This window comes from Aminobacter sp. P4_D5 (assembly GCF_056401815.1).
In genome coordinates this window covers 1-15,859 of record NZ_JBFUIP010000132.1, presented here as the reverse complement: position 1 = coordinate 15,859, position 15,859 = coordinate 1, and the positions used below count along the sequence as shown (strand labels likewise).

The following is a 15,859-nucleotide window of genomic DNA, read 5'->3' as shown; positions in this document are numbered from 1 at the left end:
AGTCATGTGGTGCCGTATTTAGTATGGCAATACGATAATAGCAACACCGAATTTGTCGCGAACATTTCCTGGCCTCAGCCCACTGGGTCGATTGACGTGAGTATTTCCGGCGTCGCGAATGGTGCGACGACCCTGAGTGCTCTCCCATATCATCAACTAAATCAATATGTTAACCAATGGTATGTCCATGCCGCTCGGCGGCGCGACCGCAGCGCGAAATAAACCCTTGGTCTCAGCATCCAAGGCGCGCCTGAAGGTGCGATAGGCGATCAAAATGCGTGAGCACCTTGATTTAATCGTACCATGGTACTAATAAAACGCCGCCGATAGTCGGAGAAGGCAGCGCGGCCTGCGCCCAACACAAATGTCGGCATTGCTCTGGGAGGAGAAAATCAATGACAGACATACCTATGACGGTCCCCGCTAACCGGGACCACCGGCTCATCCGGTCGCTGACTTGGGTAGACGCCTTCTGGGTCACCAGCGGCGTGCCTGCCCTGGTCCTATTCACCATCGGACCGATCGCGGCCACCGCCGGCAACATTTCGGTGGCGGTCTGGACTGCCTCGATCGTGATGGGGTTCATCCAGGCTTTCACTTACGGCGAGATCGCCAGCCTCTTCCCGCACAAGTCGGGCGGGGCGTCCGTCTATGGGGCAATCGCTTGGGTGCGCTACAGCAAACTGCTGGCTCCCATCTCGGTATGGTGCAACTGGTTTGCCTGGTCGCCCGTGCTAGCGATCGGAGTTAGCCTCGGGGCCGGTTACATCCTTGGCGTACTGTTTCCCGCCGATTCAGTGGTCAACACCTGGCAGATCACACTCATCGATCTTGGTTGGCTACGCACCGGGCTCACACTTCGCATCAACGCGACCTTTCTCCTTGGCTTTGTATTGATGCTGATCGTCTTTGCGATCCAGCACCGTGGCATCCTGTCGACAGCCAAGCTTCAGAAGATCTTCGCCGTTTCGTCCCTATTGCCGCTGATCCTGATCGGCGTCGTTCCGCTCTTCACCGGCGATATCGTGTCGTCGAACTTCACCCCCTTCGTCCCGCTCACCCACGATGCCGCCGGCAATGTCGTCAACGGCGCCTGGAACTGGCAGGGCATGGTGGTTGTCGCCGGCAGCATGCTGATGGCGGCGTGGTCGACCTACGGCTTCGAGACAGCTGTCTGCTACACCCGAGAGTTCAAGAACCCGGCCGCCGACACATTCAAGGCGCTGCTATATTCGGGCCTTTTCTGCCTCGTCATCTTCATCCTCGTACCACTTGCCTTCCAAGGATCGCTCGGCCTGGCTGGGATGCTGGCGCCCGATATCTACAGCGGTATGGGCGTCGCCAAGGCGATGGCGGCAATGGTCCATGCCGGCGGCATCATGACTAACGTCATCGTCGTGATGCTCGTCTGCACCTTGTTGCTGTCGATCATGACGGCCATGGCCGGCTCCTCACGCACGCTGTATCAAGGTGCGGTCGACGGCTGGCTGCCGCGCTACCTCGACCATGTAAACGAACACGGTGCGCCTACTCGCGCCATGTGGACTGATCTCGGTTTCAACCTGATCCTGCTTCTGCTGTCGGATATTGTTTTCATCCTGGCGGCGTCTAATGTCGGCTACATTATCTTCATCTTCATGAATCTGAATTCCGGGTGGATCCATCGCATCGACCGCAAGAATTGGGAGCGCCCGTTCCGGGCGCCGAACTGGCTGCTCGCGGCAGGCACCTTCCTGGGCTATGTCAACCTCGTCTTCCTTGGTATGGGCGCCGACATCTGGGGCGAAGGGACACTGGTGACCGGCTTGTTCTTCGCCGCGCTCATCCTGCCAGTCTTCGTGTTCCGCCACTACATCCAGGACAAGGGACATTTCCCAGCTGCGATGAAGGAAGACATGCTTTTGGCGCATGAGGAGGGGGCCACCAAGGCTGGCATGCTGCCCTATCTGGCGCTCGCCGGCGGTGTTGCGGTCGTCGCAATCTCCCACTGGCTGGCACTCTAGCCGGTTCCTCCGGACGAAAGCGTGTGCTCCGCTTTCGTCCACATGGCTGGTGCGGGCGGGCATCGCCGCACCAGCTGGCCTAAATCCGAGCCGTGAACGGGATCACGCTGGGAAGGCGAAGCGCTCGATTCTTAGGCATTAGGAGAAACGTATGAACGCGCCGAACAAGCATGCGGCATTTTCCGCAATGGCGTCGTTGCCGGACGCTGATGTCTCCGTTCTGCTGCGCGGCTCGAAGCCGCCGACAGAGTTCCTTGTGCTGGTGCTGCCCGGTTTCTCTCAGCTCTGCCTTGCCTCGCTGATAGAACCCCTTCGACTTGCCAACTCGCTCACGCGCTCCGCACTATTCGATTGGAAAATCCACAGCCTGGACGGAAACCCGGTCCGATGCGCCAGCGGCCTATCGATGGGCGTGGCCGGAAGCTTGGCGGACGTAGCGAAAAGCTTCCATCCGAACGTTAACCTGGTTCTGTGCGCCGGCGAGAATGTCGAGAGGTTCCGGGGTGCCGTGTTGCGCAGCTACCTCCGTCAGGCATTGCGGGCCAGGGTGCCGATCTACGCGCTCGGCACCGCGGCATGGTTGCTTGCTGACGCAGCTATCTTGCGCCACGCGCGTTGCACTATCCACTGGAGTCGGATGGCAGCCCTATCAGAAAAATTCGAAGACCTTGCGGTCGATGATGCGTTGTTTGTCCGCCACGGACAGATCGTCACCTGCGCCGGAGAGTTTGCCGCCTTCGATCTCGCCATGGATCTGGTTCAAAAGCAGGGTGGTACCAGCCTCGCAGGCAGTATCTGCCAACATGTAGCGGCCGATCGATGGCGAGACGGCGCCAGCTGCCAGTCCGTACCGCCGGGCCTGCGCTACAGCGGTGCCGGAAAGCGGTTGTTACCGATCATCAAACTGATGGAAGCAAATCTGGAGGATCCGCTGTCACTCGAGGAAATCTCGCGCCGCGTTGCTGTTTCGCGCCGACAAATCGAGAGGCTTTTCGAACGCCACCTGTCACGCACACCCTTCCAGCACTATTTGGCCCTGCGATTGGCCAAGGCGCGGCAGTTGATCGAACTGACCGACATGCCGATCATGGATGTGGCCGTGGCCTGCGGCTTTGTTTCGTCCTCGCATTTCTCGAAGACGTTTCGCGATAATTTCGGGGTGCTGCCGAGAGAGCTGCGAATGCTGGACCGCGCTTGACTGGCCTTCCTATCGACTGGTGTTTAATGAGCGACTTGGTCGTAACGACCGGTGTACGTGGTCGGCAAGCACTCAGATGATCCCCCATTTTGCCTAGGATAAGTGATCGCCGAGAGGCAGCTATCGCATGCGTTCACCTGCAAACCGGACAGGCAGCAAACGGCCCCGATTCTGACGTTCGGCAACGCGCCAACACCGGACATTGACAGAGGTGGGTGTCATCGTATCCTCGCCCGCAGGTTCGCGGGGTGAGGTCATGTCGACGGTAACGCAACACATCATCGATCGAGGCGATGGCGCTCGCGTCGAACTATTCCAGGCACGACCGTCTGCGGCCAAGAACGGGGCGATGCTGTTCGTACATGGCAATCAGGGCGGACTTCTCTTAGGTGGGAAAGAGGCTGTCGATGACGGGTCGCTGGTTCGGTTCTCGTCCCGTCTTGGTGCAACGGCGGCTGCAATCTCGCAGCCTGGTTTTGGTGCATCGGACGGCCCCGCCGATTTCTGCGGCCCGACTACTCAGCAAGCGATTGTAGCCGCTTTGGAGTTTCTGAAGCAGCAGCCATCAGTCGATCCCGCACGTATAGTTCTCTACGGAAACAGCCGAGGGGCTGTTGCATCTGCCATGGTGGCCACGAAAGTCCAGGGCCTCAAGGCGCTCATCCTAACAGGCGGCGTTTATGACCTGCGAGAAGCCTACGAAAGTAGTTCGAGAGGCTTGCAGCAGGCGATCCAGAAAGAGGCAGGTGTTTCGAACGAAAGCTTTTTGGATAGATCCGCACTACATCATTCGCACAGGATTCAAGCGGAAACCTTACTTCTCCACGGCAAGTATGATGATCATGCATCTGTCGATCAAGCTGAACGATTTTCGGAGGCACTTGCACAGGTAGGTGTGCCAGTAAGCTTCTACGCGCTCGAAGGCGGTCATCGCCTTCCCCGAGAACTGGTCACGCCAATCCTCCGAGACTTCTTAATTCGAATATTTGCGCCAGCCGCAACGCTTCATTGACCTATGACCGCTTCGGGCCGACCGAGGGCATGGCAACGGTCAGTTGAAGGTCCGCTTTCGTAGGCCTCTCCCCGAAAGCCGCATTCCGCTTCCCACCCGATCCGGTCGTCCGTGGCCATTCCCAGTTTGAGAGCAGACATGCAACTCAGAGCTTCCAAGGATTTCGCGGCAGGTTGACTAAAGGTACCTGGACCGACATCTTAGTGTTGGCGTGACCTACGCCCAACCTCCTTGACCTTCCCCAGCATGGTCTTGAACGGAGGCAAAGGGACTTGTTGTCTCGGGTCGCTATCTTGGTCCGATCGTTTCGGGCGGGTTGCTGGGGAACTGCGCTCGCGACGTGAAAGGCCTCAGATGACGGAAAACAAAAATCTCAAACGCCGAGTACGTGCCCGCGCGGCAAAGACGGGCGAATCTTACACTGCTGCGCTCCGGCACATCCGCCAACGGGCAGACAGTTCTTCGCTTCAATCGATACGACTGGCTGTAACGCAGACGTCGCTTTCCAACGATCCGCGCAACATCGCGGCGCTTCACGCCAGCGGCGCAGAAATCCGCCACCTCATGGAGCGGGCTCATCAGGCTGGTGCGCGCCTTATCCATTTTCCCGAGGGAGCGACCTGCGCCCCAAACAAGCGGATCATGTCAAAGACCGGCCCCGCAGAAATCGGCCCATCGGACTGGAGCCGCTTCGAATGGACGGCCCTACGTGGTGAACTGGACGAGATCCGCAGGCTAGCCAGGCGGCTGAGGCTATGGACGGTGCTCGGGTCGGTACATCAGCTCACCTCGCCAAACCGCCCGCACAATAGCCTCTATGTCATTTCTGACCGTGGGGAATTGGTCAACCGCTACGACGAGCGGATGTTATCAAACACAAAAATCTCATTCATGTACTCCCCGGGAAACGCTCCAGTTACGTTCGACGTGGATGGCATTCGTTTTGGTTGCACTCTGGGCATGGAGGCACATTACCCTGAGATTTTCGCAGAGTATGAGCGGCTCGACGTCGATTGTGTACTGTTCTCGACCACCGGAGAACTGCCAGCCGCCGCACCGGCTTTCGCAGCCGAGGCGTTGGGACACGCCGCCAGCAATACGTATTGGGTCAGCTACTCCGCCCATGCCCCGCAGAGTGTCACCGCCCCTTCAGGAGTCGCAGCGCCTAACGGTCATTGGGCCGTGCAATGCGCGGCAGATGGAACTCCTGATCTTGTTGTAACGGATATCGCCATTGACCGGGATAATCCCGCTCGCCCATGGCGACGAAAGGCTCGCGCTGAGCTCTACGCGGCCTACCAGGTGACCAGTGATCCAAGGAGCGCTGATCGAAACCTGTACTGATCCCAGTATTTCGGTCAGCGGATCATCTTGCTTCGCTGACCACCCAACATCGGCTGCTTCTTCATCTCGCAGGCCAAAACCTGCCAGTCCGTATCCCACCCCAGGACAGACAGAACGGAGCAGAAGCGGTCATCCGCCATGCATCGCGGATGACCGCTTCAATGTCAGATTTCAGTTCGCTCGGCCAAGAGCAGCGCATCCTCCACATCGACGCCGAGATATCGGACAGTGTTCTCGATCTTGGAGTGGCCAAGCAGGATCTGGATGGCGCGGAGATTTCCTGTCGCCTTGTAGATCATCGCCGCCTTCGTGCGACGAAGCGAGTGCGTGCCATACTCTTCTGGACGCAGCCCAATCGCTGCGACCCATTCGTCAACCAGGCGGGCGTACTGCCTCGTGCTCATGTGGCGGGCGTGATTGACCCGGCTCGGGAATCCATAATCGTCGACCGATCCTCCGCGCCTTTCAAGCCAAGCCAGAAGGCTGGCTCTTACGTCGCTGGTGATCTCGAACTGGACCGGCCGCCCCGTCTTTTGCTGAACGACAATCGCACGGGTCCGGATTTCTGCCCCTGCGACCAGATCGCGGATCTTGATCTTGATCTTGACCAAGTCGCAGCCGCGCAGCTTGCTGTCGATTGCCAGATCGAACAGCGCGCGGTCCCGAATGCGTCTCTCGCGATCGAGGAAGAAGCGAACAGCCCAGATCTGTTTCTGTGTGAGCGGCCGCTTAGTTCCTACCTTCTTTCCTGCATTCCAAGCTGCTCGCTCACGGCTAGCGTCATCGTATTGAGAGTGACCCATGTGAGTTCTCCTCGGCCTTGATTGGCCGAGGAAAAACGGATCGCCAGCATCACCGCTTCGGGGCCGATTCCAGACGGACGGCTTTCAGGCACCGACGGCGGGATAGCTGCCATTGGTAGGGAAGCGATCAGCGCGGCCGCTACCGACCCGGAGAGGTCACTGACCAAGTATCTAAAATCTCTTCCGGCGGCGCGGGCGTTGTCGCCAGCAAGCCCTTGTTCTAAGATAAGCCCGTCATGGAACTCTCGTCAGGGAGGCTACGATGATCAAGCGGGGGCGCGTTTGGATGATAAGGGCCACATGGGCCCTTTGGCTTCTTACACTGCCCGCCCAAGCGAGCAACTTAGGTGATCTTGTCAGGAATGGCGATGTCGCAGCGGTGACATCCGCCTTGGACAAAGGCGCCGCTATCAACGAAATTGACGGTGTTACGGCGCTCTATGTCGCCTGCGAAAACGGAAATTCCGAGTTAGCAAAACTTCTGATCAGTCGTGGGGCGGACGTTAACCTGCCTGTCAGTTGGCAAAGAACGCCACTCTACGCCGCCAACAAGGGTGGGTACGCTGACATCGTGAAGCTGCTACTCAATAATGGGGCCAATCCAAATCAGTTGGCAAAATCGCAGACCCCGCTGCACGTGGCTGCCGAGAATGGCTGCCTTCAGTGCGTCATCCATCTTGTGGATGCTGGAGCAGATGTTAATGCACTGACATCGAATGGAAGTCCGCCCATACATTTGGCCAAGCTAAGTGGTCACGATGACGTCGTGGCCTACTTGCAGAGTCATGGCGCCGGACGACCGGCCATTGCACCGATTTCGGCTCGACTTGCATTGGCAAACGCTAAATCCGGCAAAGAACTTTTCGACAAAACATGTGGGGCTTGTCATCTTTCAGCGCCGGGGGTCCAGGTTCCCGGACGAGCGAATCTGTGGGGCATCTTAGGTCGGCCGAAGGGTTCACAAAGCGATGTCGCCTATTCGTCAGTTCTAAAGGACGCTGGTGGCAATTGGACCTTTGAGGAACTCAACTTTTTTATCTCAAACCCCGCACTCACGTTGCCTGGAACAGATATGGCTTTCCCTGGCCTGCAGGACGAGGAGCAGCGAGCAGACCTCATCGCTTACCTGCGGACCTTGAGTGACGCACCGTTGCCGCTTCCCGACAATTGATTGGTCCTCTCTGGCGGGCACTGTGATCCGCAAATTAACTTGGTCAAACCCTGGCGATGCTGATTTCCGGAATGGGTCGTGTGTGTGTCACGAGCATCGCCGCTCCAAACGATGGCGCGCACGTACGAGAGCCGGAGAGGTTGGCAAAGCAACAGCCAGCTGAGTATGGTTGATCTGGCGAGAGCTTCTAGCCGGTCGCGCAAGGGCAGCTTTCGATGTTCCCTGCCGAAAAGCCGACAGGCGGGAAGCGCCCCCCACGCCACAAGACAGCCCTGATCGTTTCTTCATTGGCTAAGTTAAGCGATGAAGCCCGCTGGGGTCTTCCTCATCAAATTGGCATATTGCTTCTCTATCCGCTCGGCGCCTTCGAGATAGCGCGTTGCGCTGGCACGAGATCGAACCAAGTTATACAGCTTGGCAATCGCCGGAGACCTTGAGCATATGCCATCACGGCCGAGCAAGGCGATCCAGAAGCTCAAATAGAAGTCCGCCAGGCTGAAACGAGTTCCCAGGATATAAGGCCCACCTTGCTACTCAACATCTTTTTAGGCGGAACCGGCATCGTTTGGTTCGGCTGCCTGATCTGGGCCTACATGGCAGTGCACGTCACCAGTGCCCCCAATCGCAGCAACGGCGGTGAGTCGGGCCTAAACCTTGCTGCCAACGACATCATGCCCGTAGCGCATCGATACCACAGTCGCGGTTGCATGAGCTTCTACCTTGGGAGTGGAAGTGCCGGGCCGAGCAAGCCGCCGCACAGGCCGCCTGATCACAGCACTATCAAGCCCTCGCTACGCGCGAAACGGACATTCCCGCGGCCCTCGCCGTATGCGTACGATGCAGTACCGCACGCGGGTGGTCATCTCTGACCCGAGCATCTTTGGAAGTCGCTGCGAAAACACTGGGATGCATACGGGACGATGGTGAGCGAACAAAACAGACGAATTGACGGTTGACCATACTCCCGACGCTAGCAATATGGTCCCTGCTGTCTCTCGTTGCGGCAGTCCGCTTTTTTCGTTTTGCCGCTGCAAAAAAGGCCCCAGCTTTCGCTGGAGCCTTTCGATAGACTGGAGATACTTCGATCAGAATTTGTAGTTCAGGCCAATACGTACGGTGTGGAACGCAACATCGTTCTTTAGAGTCGTATTGGTCCCCGCACCGATGATATCTCCGCTATACAGCGTGGTCTTGCCGAGATCAGTGTAGAGATACTCGGACTTAAGGGTCCAATTATTGGTGAGCGCATACTCAGCACCGCCGCCGACCTTCCATCCGGCCTTCGTCTCGGATTTGCTCAAGTCGATACCACCAAGACCGGCAACATTGGCTGAAACATAGCTCTTAACGTGGCCATATGCGAGACCGCCCGTAGTGTAGACCATAAAGCGGTCGACAGGCGTATAGCCGATGCGGGCGCGCAAGGTACCGAACCAATCGACCTTAGTGCCGGCCTCACCGGTCAAGGCTGCGCCGCCGAGCAAAAGCCCTCCTACGTCGATCGAGCCTTCGCCCTTAACACTTGAACCTTGGAAGTCGGCTTCGACGCCGTAGACCATCTGGCCCGACTGCCAGTTGTAGCCGGCTTGGACACCGCCGAGGAAACCGCCAGCCGTAAGGCCAACCGACCCGTCCATAAGGGGGCCGGGCGCGCCCACAGCAGTAACTTCGACCGGATGCTTGAATTTGCCGAAACCACCGCCGAGGTTTACGCCGATATAGCCGCCCGACCAATCGAACGCCAAGGCAATCGGAGCCTCGGGGCCGCCAACAACGTCCGCAGCATTGGAAGCTGTGGAAAATGCGAGGATTGCGGCAGCAGACGCGCCGATCAGGTACTTGATATTCATAAATTCTAACCCCTTCACTAGACTACGGGGCGTAGGTACTCCTTAGGGTTGCAATAATACCGCACCACGATGAAATCGTGATTTTGATTTCCGCCAGCCCGACGAGCCATGAAAACCTTTGAATTACCGATTGGTCGCTCTTCGGGTACTATTAAGAGCGATACCGCTTAAAAATCCGCGAGAAATCTGAGGCCTTGACCTTGATAGGGGATCCGGCAAGCGCAATGGTCTCATTGGCGCCGGCTTTCGCCTTGGCCAGCTGGGTATAAGCTGAGTATCCAACAACCTGCAGGATGCCAGTGAAGCCCCTCATGTGGCGCGCAACGCAGTCGCCACCGCGGCTGTCCTCGAAGCGATAGGCCACCATCGGCGGGCTGACACCGCCAAAGGGCCGGTCGTCGCGTGCGTAGCCCATAGCCGCCTTTTTGGCCTTGCCCGTTCCCAGCGCCAATGTCGGCGTGGTCTCGTCGGCAAAGACCCGCTCGCCCAGTTTGCTGCGTTCCACGCTCATTCATGATGGCAATGTTGCCACTTGCTCCGGCCACCCGTGGATCCCAGAAAACCGAAGCGAGCCGCTCGATGGCGGTCGTTTCTAGAACGGTGTCCGCATCGACCGTCATGATCAAGTCACCGCTGGCAAACCTGGCCGCGTTAATTGCGGCGCTGCGTCCAAAGCGGGTTCCATAGCATATCACCATGGTCACAAGACCCAAAGCGCGAGCCCGCTCCGCAGTCATCCGGGTGTCATCGGTCGAACCGTCATCGACGACGATAATTTCGACCGGCCGGTGAGTTTGACGTTGCAGCGAGACAAGCGTGGGATGGAGGCCGGTCCCTCCGTTGAAAGTAGGAATTATCACGGTTACCGAGAACTGATCGGCAGCTAAATGCGCGCGCTGAGCCTTTCCCCATACTCCAAACAGCGCCAGTGAAACCAAGGACAAGGTGTAGCGCGGGATGTCAAAGATCAGCAGCGAGAAGGCAAGCAAGAACGGATTGGCTTCCGACAGGGTTTGCACCATCTCGAGCATGCTTGCCGACCTCTGGAATGCAGCCGGCAGATAAGCACGGGAGCGCTGAAAATACGAGTATCGGCGCTTGGATTCATGGGGCTTGCTTCGAGCGCGGATACGTCTGGACACTGACAGGTCGGCGACATCCGAATTGACTTTAGCGGAACACCTCACTGGGGTCAGAAGCGGAATTTTGTGTCCGCTATGCGCCCAAAGCCGGACGTTCAGGCTCTAATCAACGCTCCCCAAAAGCGGACGAATGTCACTCCAATAGGCTCACAGCCATCAGATAGTTCGAATCCTGCCGGGCGCGCCAGATGCCGCCGGTTTCCCTCCATAGTACGCTTTAGCCACCCAGACCGCGCTCGTGAGAAGAGCAGGAGATAGTTTATGTGTGAAAAGCGTAGAAGCGGCGGGATTTGGCGGTGAAAAGTTCGAATCGTCACCGCCCTCACCACCACACTTGATATGCCCCACTGCGCGGCAACTCCCATGGTCGTCGCTTATATCCGCATGCTCCGGGCACGCCAACGCGCCACACCATCGGCTGCAAGTGCTTCGCCGAATATAAGATCGACTTTGTCGCTCAGCTGGTGCGCTGATGGCCAGCTTCGCTGCGACGGTCGGTCAGTGGGCCCAGAAAGTCGAAGGTGCGATTGAGGCGGTGTTCAAGGAAGCCGTGTCGCAACTGAACCAACTCGTACCTGTCGGCGACACGGGGTTTCTCCGTTCCTCGCTGATGGCTTCGACAACGGCTATGCCAACGCTGAACCGGGCCAATCCCGGAATGTCAGTGCCGGCCGATCTCGGCGATATGCTGCTGGTGATCAACAGCGCGGATCTCGGGGACACGATCTACCTCGGCTACACGGCGAACTATGCCGCTTACGTTCATTATGGGGCGCGCGGCAATGCTCCTCGACCATGGGTGACGATGGTGGCGCAGCGGTGGGTGTCAATCGTCGACGCAAAGGCGACAGAGGTGAAGCAGAGACTCGGGCTTTGATTGCCTACTGCTCCGCGTTCTTTCTCAGCTTTTCCTGGAAGCGCTCTTTCACATCTATCGAGCCGCGACAGACTTTGAGCATAGTGGGGTTGATGAAATTGAGCGCGTGAGCCGCGATTGCGTTTTCTTCCTCGGAGTTCTTCTTGCGCAGGTCGATTGCGAAACTGCCAGTTTGGTCAAAGCCACTGATAAGCTCAAACTCGACTATTTCGAGTTTTGCGTTCCATCCGGCATCTTGAAACCTGCCGATCAGCTTAAAGTTTGCGCCCGATGGCACTTTGAACTCCGCCTCTAGCACCCCGCCATTGGAGCCAGGGCAAAAGAGCGAAATCTGTCGGTATTTGTTGGGATCAAAATCATCTGCTGGGCGACCCGAAGCCGCCGCATCGAACCCTGCAAGTCCGATCAACGCAAGCGCGACACCGACAACAGTTCGCATCCCAGAACACCCCATTCCAACTCCATACGTCGCTAAGCTATCAAACCTTGGAAGACTGACAACGTGCAATCCATCGAAACATCGATCTGGCTCGCTCTGAAGGGGAGAGCGCAGGCGCTTGTCCTGTCGCCAGTCCTGCCTGTGGCGTGGTCAAACGAAAGCTTCGCAAAGCCAACGGGTGGCTATCTCAGCGTCACGCATATCCCGAACGTGAACCACCGGCTGTTCCTTGGGGCGGCTGATCCTCACCAGCGGTTACGGCAAAGTCGAAAGGATATTTACCGCCTCCCGCTCGCTTAGGTCTACCCACAATTTGGGGAGGGCCTGTCTCTCGGCTTTGGCAAAGAGTTATTTCCTACTGCATCAGAATAAGTGTCTCTATTGATACCAGCGGGCAGGTATCACGTGTCCAGCTTATTCCTATGAGATGGTGGGAAATTGGGAATGTCTTCGTCTGTCCGAGATTGGCGGTGGTTGCCCGCGGAATTGGCGGCTTACCGCGAAATTCGTCGAAAACCTGCCTGTCCGCTGTCGGCCCCGATGCTGCCGGAAATTTGACTTCTGCTTCCACCTTGCGATTACCCAATCGAGAATGACACCAACGGGATGGGAACYAGCCATTCTGATGTTGAAGGTTTTTCAGCAGCTATCGTGACCAAGCTGACATTCGCATCGGCTTTCGCCACGTTCATCGCGGCGAGACAGATGGTGGTCCTTCATCGCACCGCGTCCTCATAATCGACTTCCAGAAGCGCCCCTGAGGCCGGAGCGCAGGMAATGCGTTCGTCTGTCAGGCCGATCCGGGCCGTGGTGACGAACAAGGTCCGGCCATCGCCGCCAAAGGCGCAACTCGTCGGGCGCGGTACAGGGAGAGGGATCAGACGCTCAAGAGAGCCGTCAGGAGCAATGCGGGCGATGGCCGATCCGTCGAACAGGACACTGAGAAGATGGCCGGCACCGTCCATCGTCAGGCCATCGGGCTTTCCCTCCTTGGGGTCCATGCCGAAGAACAGGCGGCGGTTGCTGATCTCGCCTGTGGCCGGATCGAAATCGTAGGCGTAGATCTCCCCCTTGTGCGAGTCCGTGTAGTAGAGCGTTTGGCCATCCCGGCTCCATTCCAGGCCATTGGGCAGATCGAAGCCGGTATCGGCGATATGCCACGTTCCATCCGGATCGAACCGGTAGAGGATGCCGACGCCCTTCTGTCCTTCCTTGTTCATTAGCCCGGTCCACAGGCGACCCTGGCGGTCATACTTCCCGTCGTTGAACCGAAATGCCTGATCGGCATGTGGAGAGCGTGCGAAGCGTTCGATGCGGCCATCCGCTCCAAGGCGTGCCAGCTCGCAGTCGAGGCCCAGAACGATCTGACCTGCCGGCCCCTCTGCCAGCAGGCCGGCAGCGGCGGGAACGTCGATGACGTCATCATGTCCGGTTGCCGGGTCGTAGCTATGGACCTGCCCGCCCATGATGTCGATCCACAGCAGCCGGTTGCGCCGCGCGCTCCAGATGGGACTTTCGCCAATGATCGCGTTAGCTCTGACTGCAATCTTGAAGTCGGGGACGGCGGTCATGACCGCGGCTCCTGCGCAAGGACCGCAATCTGGTCCCATGCCTTAGCCACGGCGGCTGGAGTGGCAGCGTGGACCGCGCGCAGGTCGCGCGGATAATCCACCCCCTCGGCCTCAACTGCGCGAGTCGCATGGAACTGCCCGTTCGCAGCCCGCAGTATCCAGCCCCCTTCTGTGCAGGCGTCGGAGGCAAGGAAAGCTACGCCCGGCGCGACAGTTTCGGGTTTCAGCTCGTCCGGTTCGCCCTCCACGCCCCACATCCGGGTCTTCGCAACCGGAGAAACCGCGTTGACGATGATGCCGTGCGCAGCCCCCTCTTCCGCAAGAACGTTCATGACGCCCACGGCGGCCATCTTGGCTGCGGCGTACGAGGCAAGACCCTTCTGGACATATTGCGGATAAAGAGCGCGGCAGGAGGTCGTCAGCACGATCCGGCCATAGCCAGCCTCACGCATGCGGGGCCATGCGGCTTGAGCGATCCAGAGCGGCGCCTTCGCCATGACCGTCATCATGTGGTCGAAGGAGGCATCTTGAAGGTCCTCGATCTGTTCGTAGCCCACCCAGCCGGCATTGTGGATCACCGCATCGAGGCGTCCGTTCACGGCCAGGCAATTGCGCACCAGTGTATGGCAGTCATCGCGCGTGTCTATCGGGGTGTGGAAGGGGTGCGCGGTGGTCCCTTCAAGGGAAAGGCTCGCGGCGACGTTTTCCGCAATCGCTGGCTCGGTGCCGGTTCCATCAGTATTCGCACCCACATCGTGCAGCAGGACAGTCGCGCCGAGCTGGCCGACCGCTCTCGCATAGGCGAGGCCTAAGCCTCGGCCCGCTCCGGTTATGAGGACAGTGCGTCCGCAAAAATCTAATTGGTTCATCATGGCTTCCTTCATTGCGCGGAAGATGGCCACAATGTTACGATACGTCCAATACCAAAGAAATGGCATCACGATATGAATCACGTATCAGACCAGCCGCTCTCATCGGGGCGCGGTATGATCGACCTGCGCAAAATGGAGCAGTTCATCGCCGTTGCGGAGGAGGGTCATTTCCACCGTGCGGCTCACCGCCTCGGAATGTCCCAGCCACCGTTGACGGTTGCGATTAGACGGCTGGAAGATGATCTGGGCGTCATCTTGATCGAACGGGGTGCCAACCGGATACTGGGCCTGACCTCTGCAGGTCATGCGTTTCTCCGTGAAGCGCGTGAGACGCTACGCCAGGCGCATTACTCGATCCGCATGGCGCGGGAGACAGCCGCCGGCCTCACCGGCCTTGTCCGGCTGGGATATGTCGGCAGCGCGCTCTATGGACGATTGCCCGATACGATAAGAGCGTTTCGACATGCGCGGCCTGATGTGCGCGTGGAACTGCGCGAGGCGACCACGGCAGCCCAGATCGTCGGTCTTCTGAACGGTACGCTAGATGCCGCGATCATCATTTCCCCACTGGCAGATGCGGAGGGGATCGAGCTGCACGGCTTCGATCACGACCGGCTTTGCATGGCCCTGCCGATTGATCATCCCTTGTTGCGCCAAGACAGGCTGACCCTTGCGGACCTTGCGGATGGAGCATTTGTTCTATGGCCGATGATCGAAGGGCGAGGCTTCCACCTTCAGGTGATCCGATTGTGTGCCGACGCCGGCTTCGTGCCTCAGATCACGCAGGAGGCGCATGGTATGCATGCCGTTCTGTCGCTCGTCGCGGTGGGCGCAGGCGTGTCCATCGTCCCGGAGAGCATGGCGAGCTTTCGGCCGGATCGCATTGCATATCGCGCAATAGCCGAGCCGGAAGCAGCTTTCGAGCTGTCCCTGGCGGTCCGCGAGCCAACCCCAGCGACCAAGGCATTTGTGAAAATAGGCGCGGAGGCGCCAGGTAGCTTGAACATTGAAGGTATGTGACGTTCCTCGAACGGCGGCTTCGGGCTCGAAGCTGACATTCTTACGATCTAGGGTAAACGACCGAAACGGGGTCGGCTGCCGAATGGCGGGTTATTGCGAGATTTCGCCAAAACCGGACCGACCGCAAACGGCCCCGATTCTGACGGTCGGCAACGCGCCTGATGTCGGTTGTAGCGGTCAGTTTTGCCTGGTCCGCAAGTAGACGTAGCCAGCGTGCCGCGCGAAAGCCTTAGCCTGCTCGACTGTTCTGCAGCCATCGCAACTAGGCGTATTCCGTCGCTGCACGTATGGCAGGTTATGGACAGCGACAGTGAGAAGCACGATCAGGTCGTTTGCTGCCAAAAGGTCACCAGTCGCCACGCAGCGTCGGATTCGGGGTGGTTTGGGGACTGTCTCCTTTTATAAGATGCGAAAGCAAAGCAGACGTCTGGGGATATGCCATCATCTTGAGCATCGTCGGAAGTTTGCTAAGCCGCCACGGCCTGCCTCACCGGCTGATGCTTGACTTGGCCGTCGCTTCCTCTAAACCTTACTAGATGGTCGAAAAGGATATCCAC

15 protein-coding genes and 3 pseudogenes are annotated in these 15,859 nt (G+C 58.4%); 10 read left to right on the top strand and 8 right to left on the bottom strand.

The window, feature by feature from the left end:
* From AC1DWF_RS22905 to AC1DWF_RS22885, 5 genes are all read left to right on the top strand, one after another.
* A partial coding sequence (locus tag AC1DWF_RS22905; RefSeq protein ID WP_476842086.1) for a hypothetical protein occupies positions 1-222 on the top strand: 222 nt, incomplete at its 5' end.
* A 173-nt stretch (positions 223-395) separates the two neighbouring features.
* A complete protein-coding gene (locus AC1DWF_RS22900) occupies positions 396-2,003 on the top strand; it encodes an APC family permease (protein WP_476789432.1) in 1,608 nt (535 codons plus the stop codon).
* A gap of 151 nt (positions 2,004-2,154) precedes the next feature.
* A complete protein-coding gene (locus AC1DWF_RS22895) occupies positions 2,155-3,201 on the top strand; it encodes a GlxA family transcriptional regulator (protein ID WP_476784333.1) in 1,047 nt (348 codons plus the stop codon).
* 256 nt (positions 3,202-3,457) lie between these two features.
* Positions 3,458-4,213: an alpha/beta hydrolase family protein gene (locus AC1DWF_RS22890; RefSeq protein WP_476784332.1), complete on the top strand. Its 756-nt coding sequence runs from the start codon at positions 3,458-3,460 to the stop codon at positions 4,211-4,213.
* 354 nt (positions 4,214-4,567) lie between these two features.
* Positions 4,568-5,557, top strand: coding sequence for a carbon-nitrogen hydrolase family protein (locus tag AC1DWF_RS22885; RefSeq protein ID WP_476784331.1), 990 nt, complete (start codon positions 4,568-4,570; stop codon positions 5,555-5,557).
* A gap of 164 nt (positions 5,558-5,721) precedes the next feature.
* On the opposite strand, the gene AC1DWF_RS22880 is transcribed toward AC1DWF_RS22885, so the two are convergent.
* Positions 5,722-6,360, bottom strand: a complete 639-nt coding sequence (locus AC1DWF_RS22880) for a tyrosine-type recombinase/integrase (RefSeq protein WP_476789430.1) — start codon at positions 6,358-6,360, stop codon at positions 5,722-5,724.
* A 262-nt stretch (positions 6,361-6,622) separates the two neighbouring features.
* On the opposite strand from AC1DWF_RS22880, the gene AC1DWF_RS22875 reads away from it, so the two are divergent.
* Complete coding sequence (locus tag AC1DWF_RS22875) at positions 6,623-7,531, top strand: ankyrin repeat domain-containing protein (RefSeq protein WP_476789429.1); 909 nt, start codon at positions 6,623-6,625, stop codon at positions 7,529-7,531.
* A 296-nt stretch (positions 7,532-7,827) separates the two neighbouring features.
* Here AC1DWF_RS22875 and AC1DWF_RS22870 read toward each other — a convergent pair whose 3' ends face one another.
* Positions 7,828-8,010 carry a hypothetical protein gene (locus AC1DWF_RS22870; RefSeq protein WP_476842085.1) on the bottom strand — a complete coding sequence of 61 codons (183 nt, stop codon included), beginning with the start codon at positions 8,008-8,010 and terminating at the stop codon, positions 7,828-7,830.
* A gap of 48 nt (positions 8,011-8,058) precedes the next feature.
* On the opposite strand from AC1DWF_RS22870, the pseudogene AC1DWF_RS22865 reads away from it, so the two are divergent.
* Positions 8,059-8,115 (top strand): annotated as a pseudogene (locus tag AC1DWF_RS22865) (hypothetical protein); the annotation flags it as partial.
* 501 nt (positions 8,116-8,616) lie between these two features.
* On the opposite strand, the gene AC1DWF_RS22860 reads toward AC1DWF_RS22865, so the two are convergent.
* The 3 genes and pseudogenes from AC1DWF_RS22860 to AC1DWF_RS22850 all read right to left on the bottom strand — a co-directional run.
* The gene (locus AC1DWF_RS22860; RefSeq protein ID WP_476786266.1) at positions 8,617-9,375 is read right to left on the bottom strand and encodes an outer membrane protein; all 759 of its coding nucleotides are present in this window, start codon (positions 9,373-9,375) and stop codon (positions 8,617-8,619) included.
* 217 nt (positions 9,376-9,592) lie between these two features.
* Positions 9,593-9,874, bottom strand: a pseudogene (locus AC1DWF_RS22855) (IS66 family transposase); the annotation flags it as partial.
* Between the two features lie 40 nt (positions 9,875-9,914).
* Positions 9,915-10,403 (bottom strand): annotated as a pseudogene (locus AC1DWF_RS22850) (glycosyltransferase family A protein); the annotation flags it as partial.
* Positions 10,404-10,995: 592 nt separating this feature from the next.
* On the opposite strand from AC1DWF_RS22850, the gene AC1DWF_RS22845 reads away from it, so the two are divergent.
* Positions 10,996-11,400: an HK97 gp10 family phage protein gene (locus tag AC1DWF_RS22845; RefSeq protein WP_476787375.1), complete on the top strand. Its 405-nt coding sequence runs from the start codon at positions 10,996-10,998 to the stop codon at positions 11,398-11,400.
* A gap of 4 nt (positions 11,401-11,404) precedes the next feature.
* Here the strand turns inward: AC1DWF_RS22845 and AC1DWF_RS22840 are convergent, their stop codons facing one another.
* Positions 11,405-11,839 (bottom strand): hypothetical protein, encoded by a 435-nt coding sequence (locus AC1DWF_RS22840; protein ID WP_476789428.1) that lies wholly within the window; start codon positions 11,837-11,839, stop codon positions 11,405-11,407.
* Positions 11,840-11,902: 63 nt separating this feature from the next.
* Here AC1DWF_RS22840 and AC1DWF_RS22835 point away from each other — a divergent pair, with 63 nt between their 5' ends.
* Entirely contained in the window at positions 11,903-12,139 is a 237-nt protein-coding gene (locus tag AC1DWF_RS22835) for a phage tail terminator-like protein (RefSeq protein ID WP_476789427.1), read from the top strand.
* A 416-nt stretch (positions 12,140-12,555) separates the two neighbouring features.
* On the opposite strand, the gene AC1DWF_RS22830 is transcribed toward AC1DWF_RS22835, so the two are convergent.
* Together AC1DWF_RS22830 and AC1DWF_RS22825 are read right to left on the bottom strand one after the other, a co-directional pair.
* Entirely contained in the window at positions 12,556-13,410 is an 855-nt protein-coding gene (locus AC1DWF_RS22830; RefSeq protein ID WP_476842084.1) for an SMP-30/gluconolactonase/LRE family protein, read from the bottom strand.
* Positions 13,407-14,363 carry an SDR family NAD(P)-dependent oxidoreductase gene (locus tag AC1DWF_RS22825; RefSeq protein ID WP_476785703.1) on the bottom strand — a complete coding sequence of 319 codons (957 nt, stop codon included), beginning with the start codon at positions 14,361-14,363 and terminating at the stop codon, positions 13,407-13,409. Before AC1DWF_RS22825 ends, AC1DWF_RS22830 begins: the two co-directional genes overlap by 4 nt.
* Positions 14,364-14,396: 33 nt before the next feature.
* On the opposite strand from AC1DWF_RS22825, the gene AC1DWF_RS22820 reads away from it, so the two are divergent.
* On the top strand, positions 14,397-15,302 hold the full coding sequence (locus AC1DWF_RS22820) for a LysR family transcriptional regulator (protein ID WP_476789666.1): 906 nt from the start codon (positions 14,397-14,399) through the stop codon (positions 15,300-15,302).
* The last annotated feature ends 557 nt before the right edge of the window (positions 15,303-15,859 follow it).